Origin of the sequence: Salipaludibacillus sp. HK11, from assembly GCF_047795645.1 — a bacterium.
Classification (GTDB): Bacteria; Bacillota; Bacilli; order Bacillales; family Salisediminibacteriaceae; genus Salipaludibacillus.
Window position 1 is genome coordinate 4,736,553 of record NZ_CP181045.1, and the last position, 23,440, is coordinate 4,759,992.

Annotated in this window: 17 protein-coding genes; 10 read left to right on the forward strand and 7 right to left on the reverse strand. The window is 37.4% G+C overall.

Annotation, left to right across the window (positions count from 1 at the left end; all coding sequences use genetic code 11):
* The first annotated feature begins 56 nt into the window (after nucleotides 1–56).
* From ACM26V_RS22385 to ACM26V_RS22410, 6 genes are all read left to right on the forward strand, one after another.
* Nucleotides 57–2,513, forward strand: a complete 2,457-nt coding sequence (locus ACM26V_RS22385) for a beta-glucosidase (RefSeq protein ID WP_416148984.1) — start codon at nucleotides 57–59, stop codon at nucleotides 2,511–2,513.
* On the forward strand, nucleotides 2,510–3,148 hold the full coding sequence (locus ACM26V_RS22390; protein ID WP_416148985.1) for a hypothetical protein: 639 nt from the start codon (nucleotides 2,510–2,512) through the stop codon (nucleotides 3,146–3,148). Before ACM26V_RS22385 ends, ACM26V_RS22390 begins: the two co-directional genes overlap by 4 nt.
* Nucleotides 3,149–3,150: 2 nt before the next feature.
* On the forward strand, nucleotides 3,151–4,167 hold the full coding sequence (locus tag ACM26V_RS22395) for a glycosyltransferase family 2 protein (protein ID WP_416148986.1): 1,017 nt from the start codon (nucleotides 3,151–3,153) through the stop codon (nucleotides 4,165–4,167).
* Between the two features lie 686 nt (nucleotides 4,168–4,853).
* Nucleotides 4,854–7,031 (forward strand): catalase/peroxidase HPI, encoded by a 2,178-nt coding sequence (katG, locus tag ACM26V_RS22400; RefSeq protein WP_416148987.1) that lies wholly within the window; start codon nucleotides 4,854–4,856, stop codon nucleotides 7,029–7,031.
* A gap of 593 nt (nucleotides 7,032–7,624) precedes the next feature.
* Nucleotides 7,625–10,234 carry a fibronectin type III domain-containing protein gene (locus ACM26V_RS22405; protein ID WP_416148988.1) on the forward strand — a complete coding sequence of 870 codons (2,610 nt, stop codon included), beginning with the start codon at nucleotides 7,625–7,627 and terminating at the stop codon, nucleotides 10,232–10,234.
* A gap of 322 nt (nucleotides 10,235–10,556) precedes the next feature.
* A complete protein-coding gene (locus tag ACM26V_RS22410; protein ID WP_416148989.1) occupies nucleotides 10,557–12,152 on the forward strand; it encodes a xylulokinase in 1,596 nt (531 codons plus the stop codon).
* Nucleotides 12,153–12,346: 194 nt separating this feature from the next.
* Here ACM26V_RS22410 and ACM26V_RS22415 read toward each other — a convergent pair whose 3' ends face one another.
* Genes ACM26V_RS22415 through ACM26V_RS22425 form a run of 3 tightly spaced genes read right to left on the reverse strand, consistent with a single transcriptional unit; the run spans nucleotide 12,347 to nucleotide 14,643 of the window.
* Entirely contained in the window at nucleotides 12,347–13,660 is a 1,314-nt protein-coding gene (locus ACM26V_RS22415; protein WP_416148990.1) for an FtsW/RodA/SpoVE family cell cycle protein, read from the reverse strand.
* A complete protein-coding gene (locus tag ACM26V_RS22420; RefSeq protein ID WP_416148991.1) occupies nucleotides 13,657–14,091 on the reverse strand; it encodes a PadR family transcriptional regulator in 435 nt (144 codons plus the stop codon). The genes ACM26V_RS22415 and ACM26V_RS22420 overlap by 4 nt, the downstream gene beginning before the upstream one ends.
* Nucleotides 14,092–14,094: 3 nt before the next feature.
* Complete coding sequence (locus ACM26V_RS22425; RefSeq protein ID WP_416148992.1) at nucleotides 14,095–14,643, reverse strand: sigma-70 family RNA polymerase sigma factor; 549 nt, start codon at nucleotides 14,641–14,643, stop codon at nucleotides 14,095–14,097.
* 201 nt (nucleotides 14,644–14,844) lie between these two features.
* Here ACM26V_RS22425 and ACM26V_RS22430 point away from each other — a divergent pair, with 201 nt between their 5' ends.
* Nucleotides 14,845–16,362: a glycoside hydrolase 43 family protein gene (locus ACM26V_RS22430; RefSeq protein ID WP_416151948.1), complete on the forward strand. Its 1,518-nt coding sequence runs from the start codon at nucleotides 14,845–14,847 to the stop codon at nucleotides 16,360–16,362.
* 89 nt (nucleotides 16,363–16,451) lie between these two features.
* On the opposite strand, the gene ACM26V_RS22435 is transcribed toward ACM26V_RS22430, so the two are convergent.
* Entirely contained in the window at nucleotides 16,452–16,976 is a 525-nt protein-coding gene (locus tag ACM26V_RS22435) for a hypothetical protein (RefSeq protein WP_416148993.1), read from the reverse strand.
* Between the two features lie 235 nt (nucleotides 16,977–17,211).
* Here ACM26V_RS22435 and ACM26V_RS22440 point away from each other — a divergent pair, with 235 nt between their 5' ends.
* Nucleotides 17,212–17,931 (forward strand): 3-ketoacyl-ACP reductase, encoded by a 720-nt coding sequence (locus ACM26V_RS22440; RefSeq protein ID WP_416148994.1) that lies wholly within the window; start codon nucleotides 17,212–17,214, stop codon nucleotides 17,929–17,931.
* Nucleotides 17,932–17,954: 23 nt separating this feature from the next.
* On the opposite strand, the gene ACM26V_RS22445 is transcribed toward ACM26V_RS22440, so the two are convergent.
* The gene (locus tag ACM26V_RS22445) at nucleotides 17,955–18,491 is read right to left on the reverse strand and encodes a GNAT family N-acetyltransferase (RefSeq protein ID WP_416148995.1); all 537 of its coding nucleotides are present in this window, start codon (nucleotides 18,489–18,491) and stop codon (nucleotides 17,955–17,957) included.
* Nucleotides 18,492–18,702: 211 nt separating this feature from the next.
* Here ACM26V_RS22445 and ACM26V_RS22450 point away from each other — a divergent pair, with 211 nt between their 5' ends.
* Complete coding sequence (locus tag ACM26V_RS22450) at nucleotides 18,703–19,248, forward strand: hypothetical protein (RefSeq protein WP_416148996.1); 546 nt, start codon at nucleotides 18,703–18,705, stop codon at nucleotides 19,246–19,248.
* 111 nt (nucleotides 19,249–19,359) lie between these two features.
* A complete protein-coding gene (locus tag ACM26V_RS22455; protein WP_416148997.1) occupies nucleotides 19,360–20,337 on the forward strand; it encodes a Gfo/Idh/MocA family protein in 978 nt (325 codons plus the stop codon).
* Nucleotides 20,338–20,446: 109 nt separating this feature from the next.
* Here ACM26V_RS22455 and ACM26V_RS22460 read toward each other — a convergent pair whose 3' ends face one another.
* On the reverse strand, nucleotides 20,447–21,943 hold the full coding sequence (locus tag ACM26V_RS22460; protein WP_416148998.1) for a bifunctional metallophosphatase/5'-nucleotidase: 1,497 nt from the start codon (nucleotides 21,941–21,943) through the stop codon (nucleotides 20,447–20,449).
* Nucleotides 21,944–21,969: 26 nt separating this feature from the next.
* The gene (locus tag ACM26V_RS22465) at nucleotides 21,970–23,415 is read right to left on the reverse strand and encodes a DEAD/DEAH box helicase (protein ID WP_416148999.1); all 1,446 of its coding nucleotides are present in this window, start codon (nucleotides 23,413–23,415) and stop codon (nucleotides 21,970–21,972) included.
* Nucleotides 23,416–23,440: the final 25 nt, after the last annotated feature.

Consider the following 23,440-nt stretch of genomic DNA (forward strand, 5'->3'; position numbering starts at 1 on the left):
TTAATTTAGCGGTGCTCTCTATGAGTGTCGCTAAATTCAAAAAGAGGAAGATTCAAATGAAATACAAAGATTTGATTACTAAAATGACTTTAGAAGAAAAAGCCTCCTTAATGTCTGGAAAAGATTTCTGGCAAACGCAGGACATAGAACGACTTGATATTAATAACATTTTTCTTGCGGATGGACCTCATGGAATTAGAAAACAGGCAGAAGCCGCTGACCACCTTGGTCTAAACGAAAGTCTTCAAGCTACTTGTTTTCCAACTGCTGCAACTGTAGCTAATAGTTGGAATGAAGAGTTGGGAGAAACAATGGGAGACTACCTTGGTAAAGAGGCTGTAGCACAGAAGGTGAATGTTCTACTTGGACCTGGAATTAATATGAAGAGAAGTCCTTTAGCTGGAAGAAATTTTGAGTACTTTAGTGAAGATCCATACCTTGCAGGTAAACTGGCTGCAGGAATGATAAGAGGGATTCAATCTCATGGAATTTCAGCTTGTGTAAAACATTTTGCGGTAAATAATCAAGAAGAAAGACGTATGTCTATAGATACGATCGTTGATGAAAGAACTCTTAGAGAAATTTATTTAACTGCCTTTGAAATTGCAGTTAAAGAAGGTGAAACAAAGACAATTATGTCTGCTTACAACATGTTGAATGGTGCCTATACAAATGAAAACCTCCATATAATGAGAGATATTTTACGAGGTGAATGGGATTTTGAAGGTGTTGTTGTAACAGATTGGGGTGGAAGTAACGATCGTGTTGCAGGTTTAGCTGCAGGTAATGAATTGGAAATGCCTACAACTGCAGGTGAAACCAATGAAGAAATTATTGCCGCAATCAAAAATGGAAAAATCAAGGAAAATATTTTAGACGAGTGTGTAGATAGATTACTCGATTTAGTTTTTACAACAGAGGAAGTTTTTAAGAAAGAAAGTAAAGAAATTGATATTAATGAACATCATGAGATGGCACAAAGAGTGGCGGAAGAGTCGATTGTCTTATTGAAAAATGAGGATAACATTCTCCCACTTAATAAGGATAAAAAAATTGCCGTCATTGGAGATTTTGCAAAAGAAGCAAGATATCAAGGTGCAGGATCCTCCATTGTAAATCCTACATTTTTAGATAATACACTAGACGTTCTGAAAGAGTCTAATATTGAGTCTATTGGATTTGAACAAGGTTTTGATAGATATGGAAAGAAAAGCAAGAAAAAAATAGATGAAGCATGTAGTTTAGCAAAAGAGGCAGATGTGGTTCTATTATATATAGGATTAGACGAAGTGACGGAAGCGGAAGGCCTTGATCGTGAAAATATGGCAATCCCTGAGAATCAAATCGAATTACTTGATGCTTTGTTCGAGGTAAATCCAAACATCGTTGCCGTTCTTTCATGTGGTGCAGCAGTAGAAATACCATTTATTAATAAGGTGAAGGGACTCGTACATGCTTATTTAAGTGGTCAGGCTGGTGCTAAGGCAATTCTTAAGATTTTGACTGGGGATGTAAATCCATCTGGTAAATTAGCAGAATCTTTTCCGGTTCGATTTGAGGATACACCATCTTATCATCAGTTTCCAGGAAAGGAAGTTAGTGTTGAGTATAGGGAAGGCCCATTTATTGGTTATCGATATTATGATACAGCGAATGTTGATGTTCTTTTCCCCTTCGGTTATGGATTAAGTTATACGACCTTTGAGTATTCAAATATTCAAGTGAATAAAGATGGGGTTACTTTTAACATTACGAACTCGGGTGAGGTTGCAGGCTTGGAAGTTGCTCAATTATATGTAGGATGTCAATCAAAAGATATATTCAGACCAAAAAAGGAACTGAAAGGATTTACGAAAGTATCTCTACATGCTGGTGAAACAAAAACAGTAACGATTCCATTTGACGATAAAACCTTCCGATATTTTAACGTGAAGACGAATCAATGGGAAATAGAAGGAGCCGATTATAACATCATGATTGGTGCGTCTAGTTCGGATATGAGATTAGAAGACAATCTATTTATAGATGGTACTGGAGCACCACTACCATATAATAAAGAAAATCTTCCATCTTATTATTCTGGGAAAGCGAATAATGTAAGTGTTGAAGAATTTGAGACACTTATTGGACGTAAGGTACCTGTTGCTACTTGGGATCGAACAAAGCCCCTTGGTTACAACGATACAATTGCACAATGTCAGTATGCGAAGGGTTTATTTGCAAGATTTGCATTTAGAGCAATTAAGTTTTCCCATAAATTCCTTTGGAAGATTGGAAAACGTAGCACAGCGAATCTCATCATGATGTCTGTCTATCATATGCCGTTTAGAGGGATGGTCAGAATGACAGGTGGAATAATGAACATGGGTATGCTCGATGGTATATTAATGGTTGTAAATGGGAAATTCTTCAAGGGGATGCGGCATCTATTAAGTGAAAGAAAAAAGATGAAGGCTTCCAAAAGGAAGTTAGACATTACCACTGGTAGTAGTAGCAAAGGAGAGGTACTATGAATAAGGAAGGTGAAAAGCGTTCAGGAATAGTTGGCTTTTGGAATAGAATTAAAGAAAAGTATCCAAATAGTGCCCAATTTTTTGTTTTCTTTATGCTTAGTAATGGAGTCACCGTGCTTCAGTTAGGACTAATGCCAGTATTTAGGAGTATATTTGCACAAACAGCATTAGTTACTACTAACTTTCAAATTTGGCAAGTTGGAACTCATCCAGATGGTAGTTCTTATTATATATTTGACTTTGCTGGAGGTGCTATTTCTGAAGGGGGCGGGGGAGGTCTCGCTTTTTTCCTAGCAGTACAAATTAGTATTGCTATTGCACAAATCATTAATTTCTTTGCGCAAAGAAGTATTACTTTTAAATCAAACAGCAGCATCTGGAAGGCAGCATTCTGGTATTTTGTTGCATACGTTATTATTACAATCGTAGCTGCAGCAGCTCTAGGGTTCTACCAAACACCAGTGTATAATTTCTTTATGAACACTTTAGGATGGGGGGCTTTGGGAGAAACGACAGCAGATGTTGTGACAATGATAATTAACAGTGCGATTTCATTCTGGGTATTCTTCCCTATTTTTAAGATTATTTTCAAGCAAGTGCCTGAAGAACCAATTAAACCAGAAAAGGTTGTGTAAGTATGAAATTATTATCAGTAGTTATTCCTTGCTATAATTCTCAAGATTATATGAGAGATTGCATTGAGTCCCTTTTGCCCGGCCGGGAGGATGTTGAGCTGATTATAGTCAACGACGGGTCTGTTGATCAAACGGCAGGAATTGCTGATGATTATGTCAGAAAGTACCCTGAAATTGTTAAAGCGATACATCAAAAAAATGGAGGACATGGTGAAGCGGTAAACACAGGTATTCGAAATGCCACTGGACTGTATTTCAAGGTAGTCGATAGCGACGATTGGGTAGACATTAGAGCTTATCTTAAAATCTTGGATACGTTACGTGATTTTGTAAATGATGCTTCATCAGTTGATATGCTTATAACTAATTTCGTTTATGAAAAAGAAGGCGCCAAGTATAAGAAGGTAATGAAATATGATGATGTTCTTCCAGAGGATAGGGTTTTTAATTGGGACCATATCAAGGATTTTCGCAAAGGCCAGTATCTTATGATGCATTCCATTATCTACAGAACACAGCTGATAAAGGATTCTGGACTGGAACTTCCAAAACATACTTTCTATGTGGATAATCTATATGTCTATCAGCCGCTTGTTCATGTAGAGAAAATCTATTATTTAAATGTAGATTTTTATAGATATTTTATTGGCAGAAAAGATCAATCTGTTAATGAGAGTGTGATGATAAGAAGAATTGACCAGCAAATTAAAGTAAATAAGCTCATGATTGAGCAGGTGGAACTTAATTCTGTTAAAAACCTTAAACTTCAACGATATATGCTACATCAGTTAGAAATCGTTACGGTCATTTCCTCTATTTTGTTAATTCGTTCGGGAACAAGAGAAAATATTGAAAAGAAAAAGGAATTAATGAAGTACATTAAGGAAAGAGACGAGAAGCTGTATCATAATATTCGATACGGATGGATGGGTCACCTCATTAATTTACCGGGCAGTTTCGGTCGCAGTATTTCTGTGGGAGCCTACAAGGTGTCACAAAAATTAGTAGGTTTTAATTAAATTAATTGTTAATATGATGTGTAAAAGTGAGTCCACTGTGATAGTGTTCTCACTTTTTTTCATGGAATAATTTGGATTAATGAATAACTTCTTATAACAAATGAAGAGGAGGAGGTTGAAGCAATTACTGGTGAGTGTTCCTCGGAAAATGAACCACTTTACGACTAATCGTTAAATCAATTAATTCTGATTAAATGAGAATTTTGATGCCTACTTGATTGTAGAATGAGATTTAAGTGAATCATTTATTGTACTTAAACTACTATTATTTAGCTTTAATAACGTTATTCTAAGTTAGGATTCCCTTCAATTAGATAGGTCAAACACTTGCAAATGTTAGATTAGCTAGGTCTAATGAAACCTACTATATTTCATATGTTTGACAAGAAGGAACATTGACAATGCAGAAATGTAAACGCAATCTTATTTTTAGATCCTAACTAAAGGTGGAGACGATTTTTTCAAAAATCTAGTATTTAATGTCAAATAATCTTGAATTTTCACTCCTCCTTAGAACAGTTGTGATTCAAGTACGTAATCTTTTTTGTTAAGGGAGTCATTTTACTTTCAATTTAGTTGCTAGTTTATTATAATTATAATGTAATAATTAATAGCACAACTCAGTTTGAAAGTTTCATAGTGCTGAAGGTGCTTTAGATTACAAGATATAAGGAGGAGAAATCATTATGGATCCAAAAGACAATGTAAGTGAAGGCAAGTGCCCGGTAAATCATGGTGGTGCTACTAGTCACAAGTCTAGTGGTACATCAAACAGAGACTGGTGGCCAAACCAACTTAACTTAAATATTCTCCATCAGCATGACAAGAAAACAAACCCTTTGGGGGAAGATTTTGATTATGCAGAGGAATTCCAAAAGCTAGATTATGATGCCCTTAAGCAAGATCTTCACGAGCTTATGACAGACAGCCAGGATTGGTGGCCTGCAGATTTCGGACATTATGGTCCATTCTTTATTCGTATGTCTTGGCATGCTGCTGGTACTTACCGTACAGGTGACGGTCGTGGAGGTGGCGGTACTGGTACTCAACGCTTTGCGCCGCTTAACAGTTGGCCTGATAACGGTAACCTCGATAAAGCACGTCGTTTGTTATGGCCAATTAAGCAAAAATACGGGAACAAAATTTCTTGGGCAGACTTGGTACTTCTAACAGGTAATGTTGCGCTTGAATCAATGGGATTAAAGACATTTGGTTTTGGAGCGGGACGTGAAGATGTCTGGCATCCAGAAGAAGATATCTATTGGGGTGCGGAATCTGAATGGCTAGGTGATAAACGCTACTCAGGTGATCGTGAACTTGAGAATCCACTTGCTGCTGTGCAGATGGGTCTTATCTATGTTAACCCAGAAGGTCCAAATGGTAAGCCAGATCCAATACAAAGTGGTAAAGACATCCGTGAAACTTTTTCGCGTATGGGAATGAACGATGAAGAAACCGTTGCACTAACAGCGGGTGGCCATACATTTGGTAAGTCACATGGAGCTGGTGATGCTGCTAAAGTTGGTCCAGAGCCAGAGGCTGCTCCACTTGAAGAACAAGGCCTTGGTTGGAAGAACTCACACGGATCCGGCAAAGGTAGAGATACAATCACAAGTGGTATTGAAGGTGCGTGGACTCCTACTCCAACACAGTGGGACAATAGTTATTACGATATGCTGTTTGGTTATGAATGGGAGCTTACAAAGAGTCCAGCAGGTGCCTATCAATGGACTGCTATAGATGTAGATGAAAAGGACCTTGCACCAGATGCAGAAGATTCATCCGTTCGTGTTCCGACGATGATGACAACTGCGGATATGGCTATGCGTATGGATCCAGAATTCGAAAAGATTTCTCGTAGGTTCCACAAGAATCCAGACGAGCTTGCAGATGCATTTTCTCGCGCATGGTATAAATTGTTGCATCGTGACATGGGGCCTCGTGAAAGATTACTAGGACCAGAAGTTCCAAATGAAGAGTTGATCTGGCAAGACCCTGTACCAGCAGTTGATTATAAATTAACTGATTCAGAAGTAGAAGAGCTTAAAGCGACAATTCTAGACTCTGGACTTACTATTAGCGAACTTGTAACTACAGCTTGGGCTTCTGCAAGTACTTTCCGTGGATCAGATATGCGTGGCGGTGCGAATGGTGCCCGTATTCAACTTGCTCCACAGAAGGATTGGGAAGTGAACCAGCCAGAACAACTTGAAAAAGTGCTTAATGTTCTTAAAGACATTCAAAAGCATAAGCAAGTCAGCCTTGCTGATTTGATTGTTCTTGGCGGTACTGCAGCAGTAGAAAAAGCTGCAAAAGATGCAGGTGTAGACGTAAAGGTACCGTTTGTTTCTGGACGCGGTGACGCAACAGATGAGCAAACAGATGCAGATAGCTTTGATGTACTAGAACCGATTGCTGATGGATTCCGCAACTACTTAAAGAAACAGTATACTGTAAGTGCAGAGGAGCTTCTTGTTGATAAGGCACAGTTACTTAACCTTTCTGCACCGGAAATGACTGCACTTGTTGGTGGTATGCGTGTTCTTGGTACAAACTACAATGGTACACAACATGGTGTTTTCACGGACAATGTAGGCACACTTTCAAATGATTTCTTTGTCAACTTACTAGACATGGGAATTGAGTGGAAGGCTCAAGATGACTACGTATTTGAAGGCCGTGACCGTAAAACTGGTGAGGTCGTTCGTACAGCATCAAGAGTTGACCTTGCGTTCGGTTCTAACTCTGTCCTTCGTGCCCTTGTAGAAGTTTATGCTCAAGATGATAGTAAAGAGAAGTTTGTGCATGACTTTGTCGATGTTTGGGTGAAGGTAATGAATGCAGATCGTTTTGACCTTAAGTAATAGTTACTAACTTTAACTAGAACAAAGCACACTACTATTACGCCTGAAGTCTCAAGGTGAAAATACAAAGTGTTAGAATGCTCGAAAATTATTTTGAGCGTCTTCTAAATTTGTGAAAAGCCGTTATGACAGATTTATCGTCATGACGGCTTTTTTGCTGTGCTAAGCGATTGCTTAATTTTTATAGAGATAGTAGGTAGAATTTAATAAAATGTTACAATTTTTTCAATAAATAAAGTACTATAAATTAGTTAATTTGTGAATATTCTACCTATTTTGAATATTCATTGTTTTTAAAAGAAAACTTAACATTTTTGATATTTTAAATGCAGACTTGTCTCAGTATAATGACGAAATATACAAGCAGTAAAAAGAGTAGCATAATTTTTATTGTTTGCGTCTCATTACTTTCTTCATTGGAAGGGTGATTTATGTAAAAAAATTTATCTAGTTGTTGTTTCTTTTTTTGTGTTTTGAGTTCCATGTACTGTTATGTGCAACCTGCCCTTAATATAGGGAATTTTTTTAGTGACAAAATGTTAGCGCTTACTTTTTTTGAAAATCTAAGTTAATTTATACTAAGGAGGATTTACATGGTTAAGAGAAAGTTATCGATCTTCATGGTGATAGTAATGATATTCTCATTGTTCTCAGCTAGTGGGATATCGGCGAATACTAATGATTCAGAGGGTGAACGACCACATTGGAGGTTTGACTTTGGAACAGAGTCGAGTTCTGTAGCAGGTGGATATACGAAAGTATCCGATTTAACTGGATATACAAGTGACAGGGGTTATGGATTTGATGAAGTAAATGAAGGCAACTCGGAAGATCAAGGGGATGATTTAAGGAGAGATTTTGTTTTAGCGCATGGACATACCTTTACGGTAGATCTACCGGATGGGGAATATGATGTTCAAATAACTACTGGGTCTAACTGGGATTATAATGAAACAACCTATTCACTTCAAGGTGGAGAGCTACAAGGTGGAGAGGGCACAAATGGTGGAGAATTTATCACTTATGAAGATACAGCAGTTGTTTCAGATGGTGAATTAACTATCTATTTTTCAGGAGCGTGGGCGCGGATTAATGCAATTGAAATTATCGAAAAAGACGTTGATGATCCACTACAATACAAATTTGACTTAGGAACACAGGCAAGTCCCATAGAGGACGGATATACGAAAGTATCTGAAGTAACTCTATATGATAGTGATAAAGGGTATGGACTTGATAGTGCAGCGGGATCTAGAGATCAAGCTAATAATTTGACTAGAGATTTCGTAATAGCAGGTGGCAATAGTTTCAAGGTAGATTTACCGAATGGCGATTACAAAACGATAATAACAACTGGAGCTGAGTGGGATGATAATCAAACAAGCTATTCACTTCAAGGTGGAGAAGTAAGGGGTGGAGAACTTACAAGTGCAGGGAATTTTATCACTTATGAGGATACAGTACCAGTGGAGAATGGGCAATTAGATATAAGTTTCTTAGATGATGCACGGATTAATGCAGTAGAAATTGTGCCAGTTTTAATGATAACTAGCTTAGAAGTTTCAGAAATATCTTTAGGACAAGATTCATATGTTATCTTAAACTGGGATAGCATGGATGAGGCTGAATCGTATGACGTGTTCCGTAAAGAAGAAGGAGAAGATCGCTTTACTCTCATCGACAATACTTCCGAATCAAACTATAAAGATGAAACAACAGAAATAGGTAATACTTACACATATGCTGTTTCTCCAGTATCTGATTTAGATATTGAATCAGTGAGAAGTAATGAAGTGACAGTTTCTATGATTGACGAGAACGTTTCTGCTCCACGTAATCCTATGGGATTAAAGTTAGTAGAAGAATTGACGGAAGAGGAAGTTACAATTTCATGGAACAGAGTGAATGATGCAGATCTCTACTATGTGTATCGTACTCGCTTTCATGAAGATCAACTTCCTAATGTGGAAGAATCATTTGAGCGCATCGGAGTAACGGATGAACTTACTTTCACGGATGAAAACATTTATTCTTCCAATCCTTACTATTACGTTGTGATGGCAGTGAATGAAGGTGGGATTTCAGAAGCCTCTCGAATTTTAGCAGCGCAAGCAGAAGAGAAATCAAAGAGGTTAAATAAAGGGTCTAGAGGACCATTTGATGCACGCGTCATCCAATCTGGTGATACTTGGAGAGCTATTAATCGTGGAGTTGTTTATTCTGGCGATGACATGCTTGAAGCAATGCAAGCGGCTGTTGACAGTTTAACTTCTGATCGTACTTCTCAAGAGAAAGTAATTGTTCGTGGTTCTGGAACCATTCCAGGCGATGAGTCACTTGACTTACCGAGTCATACTTCTTTCGAGGTAGATGGAACGATTCACGTGGAAGGTACAGGAGATCCTTTCAGTTATGGAGATCATTCCGCTGCAGTACGTATTTTGCATGCAGAGAATGTATCCATTCCAAGATTAAATATAACGGGAACACCGAACTACGGTATTTTCGTACGCACATCAGAAGATATTCACTTAGGACAGATTGACCTTCGTTTAGATGGTGGTCTTGGTCTTCGTATCGAAAGCCGTGATGATGATAGTGTTTATGGAACTCGTGATGTACGCATTGATGATGTGTATGTTTCCGGAACGAGCGATCATGGTGTGGAAACGTATGGAGTGGACGGTATTAGTATCGGAAATGTTACTGCAGTAAATACTGGATATGCAGGTGTTTTGTTGAATGATACGATTAATGCGGAAATAGACACAGTTTATGGGTACGGAGCAGGAACAGGTACTGGGTATGCAGCATTTCGTATGGCGAATCGAAATGGTAACATCGATGATGAATATACTAAAAATATCTCTGTAGGTGAAGTAATCGCCCGTGGAGGAGGAAGGGGAATCTTCAGTGTATCTCGAAGTGGAGGAGCTGTAATCGAGCGTGTGGACATTGCTAACACAGGAAACAACGCTATGCTCATAGAAAACAGCTTCAACATTACAATTGAAGGTGGTGTAGTTGAGGGACCATCTGGAATTCGTATTGCAGCTCGTTCTGATATGCCTAACACATCAGATATACTAATGAAAAATCTAACTTTACGAAATTCAGAAATTCTTGAGTCACCATGCGGGGAGAACGTTGAATTCCGCAATATTACTTTGGAGAATAGTACGATGGACATCTGTAGTGAGTAAGGAAGTTTCATATATTCACTTATAAGCATGCAAAACACTCTATAAAAAATGGGGGAAGCTAGAAACTTAATAGTTGCTAGCTTCTCCTAATTGTTTTAAGAAATGCTTGTTAATACTCCGTAGAGTTACATTTATACATAAAACTTATTATTTTAGTTTCCAATGTGAACATTCCCCATATAACTTCACCTAATAAAAAATTATACGTTTAAGGCGAAAAAAGATAACGCGATCATTCAAATTTGTACGTACATTTATGATTGAAATACTTCATCATATCTTTTACAATAGATGTAATAACATATTATTGGAGGAAAATTATATGAGTGATGTGAAAAATGCAATTCAAAGTGGCAAAACAGTAATTGGTATTGAACTTGGTTCAACTCGGATTAAAGCAGTTCTTATTGGGGAGGATAATGCTCCGATTGCATCTGGAAGTCATGACTGGGAAAATAGTTTTGAGAACAACGTTTGGACCTATAGTGTTGACGATATTTGGAAAGGCTTACAAGATAGCTATCAAAAATTGGCTAAGGATGTAAAAGAGCAATATGGCGTCCCTCTGCAATCAGTAGGGGCGATCGGTTTTAGCGCAATGATGCATGGATATTTAGCTTTTGATAAAGATGGCGGGCTTCTAGTACCTTTCCGTACGTGGCGCAATAATTTTACCGAACAGGCTTCGAACGAATTAACGGAACTATTTAACTACAATATTCCACAAAGATGGAGTATCGCTCACCTCTATCAAGCTATCTTAAATCAAGAAGAACATATTGCTAGTATTAGCTGCCAAACAACACTGGCAGGTTATATTCAGTGGAAACTGACTGGAAAAAAAGTTTTGGGAGTTGGTGAAGCATCCGGTGTATTTCCGATTGACTTGGATACAAAGAGTTTTAATCAAACAATGATAGGGCAATTCAATGAATTGATTGAATCTAAGAATTTACCATGGAAGTTAGAAGATATTTTGCCTGACGTTTTAGTTGCGGGTGACAATGCAGGGGAACTCACAGAGGAAGGCGCGAAACTTCTAGACCCTACTGGAGAGCTAAAGGCTGGTATTCCGCTTTGTCCGCCAGAAGGAGATGCTGGAACTGGGATGGTTGCCACAAACAGCGTAGCGAAACGAACTGGTAATGTCTCTGCCGGAACTTCTGCTTTTGCAATGGTCGTGCTGGAAAAAGACTTGTCTAAAGTCCATCCTGAAATCGATCTTGTGACAACACCAACAGGTAATCTGGTAGCGATGGCTCACTCAAATAACTGTTCTTCAGACTTAAATGCATGGGTTGGATTATTTGAAGAGTTTTCAAAATCAATGGGTATTGAAGTGGATAAGGATAAGTTATATGAAACGTTATTTAAACAAGCGCTTCAAGGAGATGCGGATGCTGGTGGCCTATTATCTTATGGATATCTTTCCGGTGAACACATGACTCATTTCGAAGAAGGTCGTCCATTGTTTGTTCGTTCTTCAGAAAGTAATTTCAATCTTGCTAATTTCATGCGTGTTCATTTATTTACCGCATTTGGCGCAATGAAAATTGGGATGGATATTTTGATGAAAGAAGAAAAAGTGAAATTGGATGAAGTTTTAGGTCATGGTGGAATTTTTAAAACAGAAGGTGTAGCGCAAGGTATCTTGGCCGGTGCTTTTAATGTTCCTGTATCTGTTATGGAAACGGCAGGGGAAGGTGGAGCATGGGGGATTGCCCTGCTTGGATCATATATGATTAACAAAACAGAAAATGAAACATTGGACGAGTATTTAAACGAGAAAGTATTTGCAAACCAAGCAGTGAAGACGATGGATCCAGATCCGAAAGACGTAGCAGGATTTGAGAAGTTTATGGAAAGTTATAAAAAGGGACTTTCAATCGAAAGAGCAGCGGTAGAGAATCTTAACTAAATATATATCTAGTAAATCTTAGCGCGGCAGGGGATTGATTTCTCTGTCGTGTTTTTTGTTGAAAATTATCCAGACGAGACATCTTGATCTTGTTCGATATGATACGGCACAAGGGGGTGCCCCTTGTGCCGTTAAAAAGAAATTAGTTATCTATGAAATTGGTGCTCTAGACACTATGCGCTGCATGTGAAATACTATAATTTCACTATCGTCGGCTCTACAATATCTTTTCTCCGATAGACGTTAAGAATAAGGCCTAAAATGGCAGAGTAGAAGAATAGCATACTCCCTCCATAACTGATAAACGGTAGAGATACGGCCATTATCGGTACTATTCCAAAACCCATTAGTATGTTCCAAAAAGCGGGAACGGAAATGATTGTAGCACCGCCTATGACTAACAATCTCCCATATAGATCTTTTGTTTTAAAAGCATTTAGGGCAATTCGCGATATAAATATCAACAAGAGGAGACAAAGGCTGATTCCAAATAGCCATCCGAGAGAATAGACGAGATAAGGGAAAGCGAAATCTGTATGAGCAAACGGAAGGGACCCTGTCTGAGTGTAGAGACCATTACCAAACCAGCCTGCTTGGGAAAGAATATCCCTAACCACAATGTACATATATCCTTCTTCATTTGGATTAGCAGATGGATTTATAAATGCAAATAGTCTATGAAATAAATAAGTGCCACGAAAAGTAAGGGTTATTATTATAATAAAAACAATCCCCACGGTTAAAAAAGGAGTTGCTAACTTCATTGCAAATTTTTTAGGTACTTGAGAAAAAGCAAACATTGTTAACACGTAGCAAAAGTAAATGATGCTCAACATAAAGTGAGGAAGCAACATATAGAAAAAGATTGGTGTCCAGAATAGAAAAAACAGTAACACTTGTTTTTTCACTCTATTAAACTCATTAATCTTATTCATAATCCCTGCCCAAGCAAGGAAAAATAAAAATAACGTTATGGTTACGTCAACGTGAAATCCTCCAAATGCCATCCACCTTGCAGCACCATTGATCGTTATACCAAATGAGTAGGTGTATAAAAGTATCAGCAATCCACTGCCGTAAAAGAACATCCAAAGGTTTTTAAGTTTTCGATAATCAAAGAAAAGAAATCCTAAGATTACAAAGGTAGCAAGGGTGTACCAGATTGCATGTCGCTGCATAAAATACAAGCTTGATTCAAAGACTTCTTCAATACCACCAACAAGCGGAAGAAAACTAATCCCTGCAATAATGAGAAATAACGCGATAAGGATCCAATCCATTCTTGGTTTATGAAGGCGATTTAAGTTTTCTCCAATAGTAAAGGGGTTTCCCATTTCTTTAATTGCCTTTTTATCTGCCTCCTCTTTAGAAGAGTCTCTCTTCTGGAAAGATTGGCTTAGCTCTACTAAGTGACTATGAAGCTCTTTTTTGATCATGCCGTGCGCTCCCTTGGATTTCACTTTAGAGGTAACTTTACGTAGAAATTCTTCGAAAGCTGCAAAACTCATAATGACACCTCCACTAGTAGCTGTTTAAGCGATGTTCGTTGCATATCGCTTCCTTGTTTAGAAGCTTCTAAGTATTTTTTCCCTATTACCGTTAAGGAATAATATTTTTTATCTCCAATCCATTTAGAAGTGAGAATCTCTTTGTTTTCTAGTAAATGTAACAGTGTATATAACTGTCCTTCATTGTTTTGAAAACTGAGGACATTGTTTTGAAAAAGGTCGCTGGAAATTTCAAAACCGTGTTTTGCTTCATCTTGAAGTGTTTCGAATAGAGCTAGAAGGGTTTCTTCCTTCCAAAAATGAAGGTGTGGTTGAGATTGATTTCCTCGTATCGTTTCTTTCACTGCATTTTTACGCTCATCGGAAAAGGAAAGGTCCTTAAATACTGTTTTTTTCATGGCATTCTTTAGGTTAGTGAATGGATCATTCATCGCTTAAACCTCCTCTATCATGTTGTCTTTTAATAATTCTTTCGCACGTTTTAACCTAGTTTTTATCGTATTTATATTTACTCTAGTAACGTTGCTTATTTCTGCTAATGATAGCTCCTCGTAGTAATGGAGAAACACCACTTCTCTGTACTTTAAATGTAGAGACATCACAGCATTCATCAACCTGGTTTCTTCATTTTTCGCAATGATCTCTTCCTCAACGGTTTTTGACGTGGAAGGGGTATAGGTTAGTATTTTCTCGTTTAGGATAATTTTACGATAATGCCAGCTTCTCAAGTAATCTTTGCAGTGATTGCTTGCAATTCGGTATAGCCAAGTTTTTATTTTCGCCTGCTGATTAAACTGATCTAGTTTTTCATAGCACTTAATAAAGATCTCCTGTGTTAAATCCTCCGCTGTCGTTCGATTTTTTACATATGTATAAACAAGATGTAGGATAGCATCGCTATATTCATCGATTAATTGATCAATAATAAGTTCCCTGTCGTCGACACATTTATCTGTAACTGATACTTGATCGAATTCATTCATCCACGTATCACCTCTTCCTACATTTTAGACGAAACGAATTCCCTTTTGGTTTGAAAATTTAAAAGAAATTTATAATCAGTTCCTCTTTTGAAATTAAAGACTATGATAGAATTATATACAATAACCTGTATTCGCTTACACAAAATACTATGATCCATAGTGAAAAAGGAGCTAACATACTAGACTTGAAAGGAGAAAATGATGAATAAAATTACTTTAACGAATCCTATTTTTTGGTCTGATGTCCCAGATGTAGATGTTATAAGGGTTGGAACAGCTTATTATATGGTTAGTACGAGCATGCATACGATGCCAGGTTGCCCTATTATGAAGTCAGAGAATTTAGTAGATTGGGAGATCATCAGCTATATTTTTGATAACATGGAGGATAACGATGCCCATAATCTCATGGATGGTAAAGGAATTTATGGACAAGGTTCTTGGGCAGCAAGTTTGCGTTATCATAATGAAACGTTTTATGTGTGCTTTTCCAGTAATGATATGAACAAGTTTTATATGTACAAGACGAAAGATATAGAAAGTGGGCAATGGTCACTTTCGACTATAGATGGACTTTATCACGATCCAGCCTTACTATTCGATAAAGATAGGGTATTTGTCATCTATGGTTGTGGTGCCATCCGCATTGTAGAGTTAACAGAAGATGCAACAGCAGTTAAACCAGGTGGAGTTAATCAATTACTGTTGGAAACAGAAACAGAAGGTATTGGTTTAAGGTGTGAAGGGTGTCATGCCTACAAAATCGATGGTAAGTATTATTTATTATTTATCGAATGGCCAACCGGTGAAAACCAACGGAGAAGGCAAATCTGTTATCGCTCAGACGAACTTCTAGGAGAGTATGAACGAAAGATTATTTTTGATGACGATATGGAATATCAAAATAAAGGTATTGCACAAGGTGCGATTTTTCATACACCTGAAAATGAATGGTATGCGATGTTGTTTCAAGACCATGATGCTGTTGGTAGGATTCCCTATATTCTACCTGTAAACTGGGAGAATGGATGGCCGATGATAGGTATTGATGGTAAGACGCCAAAAGAGTTTGAGATAAACATGCCAGCTTCCTCTAAGAAACCTTTAGTGATCAGTGATGAGTTCGATCATAAAGAAAACAAGCTGGCCTTGAATTGGCAGTGGAATCATAATCCAAATAATAGTCTGTGGTCATTCACGAAACGACCGGGGCATTTACGTTTACAAACAGGTAATGTAACCAACAATGTCTTGAATGCTAGGAATACGTTAACACAACGAACAGAAGGTCCAGCTTGTACAGGAATTACCAAGATGGATATTTCAAACATGAAACCTGGAGATTATGCCGGATTGATTGCACTTCAGAATAGCTTTGGAACTGTTGGTGTAAAAGCAGAAGAAAATGGCACTAACTACGTAATGATGTCAGAAAATCGTGGCAATGGTGATGAAGAAGCAGTTGATAAGAAAGTCATCGGTGGAAATATTATTTATTTAAAAATAGAGTTCAACTTTGAGGATAGTATTGATATTGCGACATTTTACTACTCAGAAAATGGAATTGATTGGACAGAAATAGGTAATAAACTAAAAATGAGATATACGTTAGACCATTTTATGGGGTATCGTATAGGATTATTTAATTATGCTACTAAGCAAATTGGTGGTTATGTTGACTTTGAGTATTTTCACTATGGAAAAGAATCTATATCGTAACGTAATGAAGTTAAACTATAGTGTTGTAGTAACAATGACACTTGTCGAAGGGTTCTCCGGAGCCCTTTTTATTTATGTTCTAAATCCTCCTACCATTGACCGTGAAACATCATTCTTTCCATCACTGCAACAATAAGTGTTGTAAGAACATTGACCGAAATAATCACGGTTAAAAGAACGCGTTTGTTTTTTGTATAATTCAAAAGGTAATAATAAATAACAGGTACTTCTAATGCTACTGTTAGGAATAGGTAACCTAATAAAATAATATAGTACGGACCAGATGAAAAGGCATCGTACCATGCATGTGACCAACTACCAGAAAAGCTTTGAAAACTAAGTGCTCTAAAGACATATGGAAGAAAAAACGAAGCGATATTTGCACCGATAATAATAAGTGCTCCTTTAATTGCTAAGGATAGCCTTTTACCTAGACCACCTAAAAACGAGATACCTATGATTTCAATGAAAAGAGTGATTGCGATAGCAAGGGGTAATATTTCCTTTGGACTTGATGTCAGCCATTGCCAAGAAGAATTAGCATAAACACTAGTCTGAAAAATAAGACTCACTAAAAGTAATATAAGCACCGTCTTAGAAAATAGTTTTTTCAATATCCTCTCTCCCAACTAATAGATTTTTGTGAAACAAGTAATAACTAAATATTACCATTAATATTTTAAAGTGCTACATATATTTTTAAGTTTAATTTCCACAGTTTATAGGAAATATAAAAAAGTGATGCGAGTCATACAAAATATACAATCTTATGTCTTTGTACTATTATGGTAAATATATGTTTAGCTATTAAAGAACATAAATCTGAAGACAAAAGGGGTTAGGTAAACCATGGCACAACCTATAAATGGGAAAACAGCGCTGATAACTGGTGCAGGTAAAGGAATTGGAAAAGCAATAGCAATTGCTCTTGCTAAAGAAGGAGTTAACCTAGGGTTATTGGCTCGGACAGAAGCAGATTTAATAAACGTTAAGAAGGAAATTGAACCATTTGGGGTCAAGGTATCTTATGCAACTGTTGATGTATCGTCATTAGAACAAGTAGAGGACGGGGTTCAGAAAGTGACAGAGGACCTTGAATCTATTGATATTTTAATCAATAATGCCGGTACGGCTAAATTCGGAGGTTTTCTAGATCTATCGCCAGACGAATTCAAAAAAATTATTGATGTGAATTTAATGGGTGTTTACTATGTGACGAGGGCTGTCCTTCCCCAACTTATTGAAAAAAACGGTGGAGATATTATCAACATTTCTTCTACAGCTGGTCAAAAAGGTGCTCCGAAAACAAGTGCTTATAGTGCATCTAAATTTGGATTACTAGGCTTAACAGAATCATTAGCAATGGAAGTTCGCAAACATAATATTCGTGTTACGGCTCATACTCCAAGTACAGTTGCTACAGAGCTTGCCTTAAAAGAAAATTTAACTGATGGAAATCCAGATAAAGTCATGCAACCAGAAGATTTAGCAGAAATGGTCGTGGCTCAATTGAAACTTCATCCAAGAGTATTTGTGAAATCAACAGGATTATGGTCAACAAATCCATAAAGAAATAAAAAAACCATCTGAGGTTATTCATCCTCAGATGTTTTTTCTACTTCTTCGGGGTCAGGAGTGCTGGGACTAGTGAGTTCTTTTTCATAAATATCAATGTCATTATTAAATTTATCTATCGACGAATTCACTTTTACATACCCTTTTTTCTGCCAAAACTCTGCTCCGCCTTCATTTTTCTGTTGCACACTAAGTCTTATTTTCTTTATGTCTTCTTTGGCAATGATGTCCTCTAGCAAAGTGATTGTTTCGTTTCCTATTCCTGATTTTTGCATCTTTTTGTGGATAATGAGTAAGCCAATCCAAGCGTGGCCATCATGTGGATTGACTGGCAGGAAATGGACAAGGCCTGCATATTTCTTCTCGCTCACGATGTAAAAATATTGGGCTCCTAATTGCAAATTTTCTGCATTATCCTGAATGAGGTCATCCTTGCTTAATTCATTTTTGCCAAAAACTATCTGATTAAAGGTTGAGTCAGAATTGAAAAGGTTTCGTTGGATGGCTATACTGTCTTCGGTTTGAGGGTCTTTTAATGATTTTAATTCAACCAATGATGCGCACCTACCTTAAAATTGATTTACACGAAAATCGATGCTTTCCTTTCGTTGCATCATTAACGATAATACTCAGCGTATGCATACCTCTTGTAAAATGTTCGATTTGTCACTCAAATGACCTAGAAAAGTATTGGTGAAATTAATAAGGGAAAACGATTCGAAATGTACCGGGAAACAACCCGTCTTTCAGAAAGGGAGGACAAAAATGGACAGAAACATTCAAACACAATTTGAGAATTTACATTCAACCGATAGGAATAGTCAATTCGAAGCCTTTCAAGAGATAATGAAAGCTACTGAAGAAGAAGTCGACTGGGCATATGAAGTATGGGAGCAATTAATCGATGACCTTGACGACAAAGACCCTCATCATAGATCAAGAGCTGCTCAGTTTCTAGCTCATTTAGCAATCAGTGATCCAGATGGTAGAATGTTAACCGATTTTTCAGCAGTGTGGGCTGTTACAAAAGATGAGAAATTCGTAACTGCGAGACATAGTTTGCAAGCAATTTGGCGAGTAGGATTAGCAGGATCGAAGCAAAAGGATTTGGTTGTCAGTCATCTCGTTGATCGGTTTAGAAAATGTTTCGAAGAAAAAAATCATACGTTAATTCGATTTGATATCATTCAAGGACTTAGCTATTTATATAATGAAGTGAAAGACATACAAATAAAACAAAAAGCATTGGAATTAATAGAAACAGAAGAACAAGATAAGTACCGCAATAAATACGCTAAACTTTGGAGTTAATTTAATCACAAGGCTTGGAATTAAGAAAGATAATTTTTTTATAAGGAGGTATGAACTCGCGAACGTAGAATAGTAAACTAATAGCTATTTAATTATCGGAGGGATCTCGTAATGTCATTACAAGTTGGAATCATTGGTACAGGATCATTTAGTAAGTTGCATAGCAATATTTTAATGGAAATGAAAGACGTAACGCTTAAGGCAATTTGTGGAACATCACAAAAAAAAGCGGAACAAATGGCGACTGAATTTGAAGGGGCAATAGGATATGGTCATTTGACTGACATGTTGGAAGCAGAAAAGTTAGATGCTGTATATATCTGTGTGCCGCCAATGGCCCATGGAGACATAGAAAAAGAGTTAATACGTCGACAAATTCCTTTTTTCGTTGAGAAACCACTTGGAGTCGATCTGGAAACGGTAAACTCGATCGTGTCTCAATTAGAAGGAGCTTCCTTAATCACTTCTGTTGGTTACCACTTTCGCTACAAACAATCGGTGCAAAAATTAATAGAGACAGTAGAAAATATGCAAATTGGATTAGTTACAGGTCAATGGATGGGTGACATGCCACAAGTTCCTTGGTGGAGAAAGCAAGATGGGTCTGGAGGACAGTTCATTGAACAGACGACTCACATTGTTGATTTGTTAAGATACGTGGCTGGGGATGTGGAGGAAGTGTACGCCTCATATGAAAATCGTGTAACAGAAAATAAATACGAAGGTGTCGAGGTACCTGATGTAGGAACAGTGACGATGAAATTAAAAAGTGGTGTCGTTGTTGCAATTTCCAATACGTGTATGATGCCAGGGGGGATTGGTCAAGTTGGGATGAGCATCTACACAGATGAAGGAATGGTTGAATGGGATCCAAATCATCTGAAATTGACAGGAGTAGCAGGGGTTTTAGAAACAACATTAGATTCAGATAACCCTTATACAAAAGAAAGTGAAGCGTTCATCCATGCCGTTCGAACAGGCGATACGTCGAAAATTCTATCAAGTTATCAAGATGCATACGAAACGCATAAAGTGACATGTGCAGCGTTGGAATCATCTAGAACAGGGATGCCAGTGAAAGTAAACTGATGAATGAGGGCTACTGAATAACTCAGTTCTTTTGTAAGAACAAAATCAGCCTTCGATCGAGTAGAGGCTGATTTTTAATGCGCTTGCGGATAAAAGGAAAAGGAGAACATTAGTCACTCCTCACCTTCACTCGCCAACTTGGGCCTGTCAAAGCTTCTGGTAAAAGTCCTTTTTGACTTCCTTTTACTAGAATATCAAAAATTGATTCTGACGATATTTCTTCAGGCTCCTTAGCTTTGAAAATAGCTTCATATTTAGGGATTCGATTAGCGATAAAACCATTGACTGCGATCGTTACTGATGATTCAATTGGTTCTAGCAGTTTCACTCTACTTCCGGTCGGTTTTGTACAATCCAGTTCGTATTTTAAACCACCAAGTACACCAAATTGATAAGTTAAAGGATGTGGTTCTAGCCACGGTAATGAAAGACGCCAGCTTCCATCCCCTTCATACATTGAAGCGCTGACTTCCAATAAATCTATGAGTTCAGATTTACTAAATTTATAAACATAGATTCTTTCAGGATAAGGAAAGATACTGAAAATGATATCTCGGTTTAATTTGTCGGTTTGAAATGTTAATTCCGATTTGCTAAAGGTCATTAAACTATATTTCGTCTTTAATGTATCTGCTACTACTTCGTGAACCCAACGTGAGATCATCGATTCACTTCTAAGCAAATAAATCGGAGTTGTTTCAGGTAACTCATCATTTGTTAGCGATTTATTAAACCATGCCTCAATCTTATTCTTTGAGAAATTATGTTGATCTTTTCTGGTCTTTTCTACGTTCAATTGATTCTCCAGTGGATCTACGAGTTTCACATCACGATTTATTAGTTTCCATTGATCATTAAGGAACTCAAATTCGAATGAGGCTAATCCAATACGTTTTCCTCCGACACCCGTTTGAATGATCGCGGGTTGATGTTTCTCATTCTCGTGAATAAGCTGATGCTGATGGCCCGTTATCAATAAATCTATTCCTTTTATTTTAGCTAAACTATCTCCTTTGTTCGGCTCTAAAGGTCCATCATACAACATGCCACCATGGTAACTAACGATGACGAGGTCTGGCTTTTCATTTTCTTTTAATTGCTTTAATGTTTTAGTTACTACCTCGACTTCATCATCGATTTCCATTCCAGCCTTGGTAAAACTCGGGTCAGAAAAAGGCAACTTAATTGTTAATCCTATAAGTGCAACTTTAATTGGACCTTTCGTATAGATTCGATATGGAGTAAGAAGTGACTTCTGATTATTTTTATCAATAATATTAGCACAAATCCAGTCAGTGTCAGCCGATTGATGAAGAGTACGAAACAGCTTCCAGCCATAATCAAAATCATGATTACCAGGCACAAACGCTTGATATCCAAGCTTCGGTAACATATTGCTAAAGGGGTGAATCTGATTTGGATTCACCCCATAATAATGAAGAGCTCTACTTCCCTGTAAACTATCGCCATTGTCGATCAAAAGGCTGCTATCATGCTGTGAGCGAAAGTTTTGGAAGGTTGTTTCTAGATAGTTAAGGTCCTTCATTCCATCAAAAAGTCCATGCGTATCACTTGTCACGCCAACGGAAAATGTAAATGTTTTCACGATAACCATCCTTTTGACTTTATCCTTTATTTTTTTGCTAAATGTACTTTTAATTGCTTGCCTTTAATTGTTCTCTCTTTCATTTCTTGTAATACAATGGAACCTTTGCCATTCAAGATATCAATATATGTTACGTTCTCTTTAATTGTAATAATACCGATATCATCAGCTGTAATATCAGGGATATTTGTTATCGTTCCAACGAAATCAACCGGTCTTAGCTTCTTCTTCTTGCCACCGTTAAAATATAATTTCATGATGTTTTTATTTAAAACTGCACTTTTCTCTTTTTTCAATAAAACGTGCGCGTTCATTTTTTCTTCAAATGCTGCTTTTAATTTTTGGACTTCGGTGTAGGTTGGCGGTTCAACGACAGGGATCGTAAAGCCTAAATAACGCTCAATTTCCCCGACAAATTTCGATTCATATTTTGTTACAAAAGTGATTGCTTTTCCGCTATTCCCTGCACGCCCAGTTCTACCTGTTCTGTGAACGTAGCTTTGTTTTTCCATCGGGAAGTCGTAGTTAATGACGAGAGAAATACTTTCAATATCGATCCCTCTTGCTGCTACATCCGTCGCAATTAAGTAACGAAATTTACCTAACTTAAAATTATTCATTACTGAGAAACGTTCTTCTTGATCCAGACCCCCATGAATTTTTTCACAAGAATAATTCAACCTTGATAACTCCTCTTTCAAGTTATCAACTTTTTCCTTTGTTCCGCAAAAAACAAGACAACTATCTGGGTTCTCGACAATAGTCACATCTTTAAATAGGGATAGCTTTTGATCTTCACTAACTTCTACAAGGGAATGATCGATGTCATTAGTCGTAACACCAGTTCCAAATACCTGAATTTCAATTGGATCGTTCATGTATTTACGTCTGAGGTGTTGCACATCACTTGGTATTGTTGCTGAATATATTGAAGTGACTCTATTTGTAGGGAGTTCTTTAATAATCGCTTCAACTTGGTCGATAAAGCCCATATTAAACATTTCATCTGCTTCATCTATTACTAAGTACTTAATGTCATCTAAGAATAATGTTCCCTTTTCAATATGGTCAAGGACCCGTCCTGGCGTGCCAACGACAACGTGTGTTTTTTGTTTTAATTCTAACTTTTGTAATTTAACGGGGGATTTTCCAAATATGGCGGCTGCTTTGATACGTTTGAATCTACCGATATTTGTAATGTCATCCTTTACCTGCGCAGCGAGCTCTCTCGTCGGTGTGAGTATTAATGCTTGAGGTTTGTTTTCTTGCCAATCTACTAATTCGCAAATAGGGATACCAAAAGATGCTGTCTTTCCGCTTCCTGTTTGTGATTTTACGACAAGGTCTTTCTGGTCCAGTGCGAGTGGAATGACTTTTTGTTGAACTTCTGTTGGTGTATGGTAATTCAAGTCTGTTAATGCTCGTTTAATGTTTTCACTTAAATCATATGTTTGGAAATTTTCTGTACTCATACTTTACCCTCATTTTGGTTTAGAT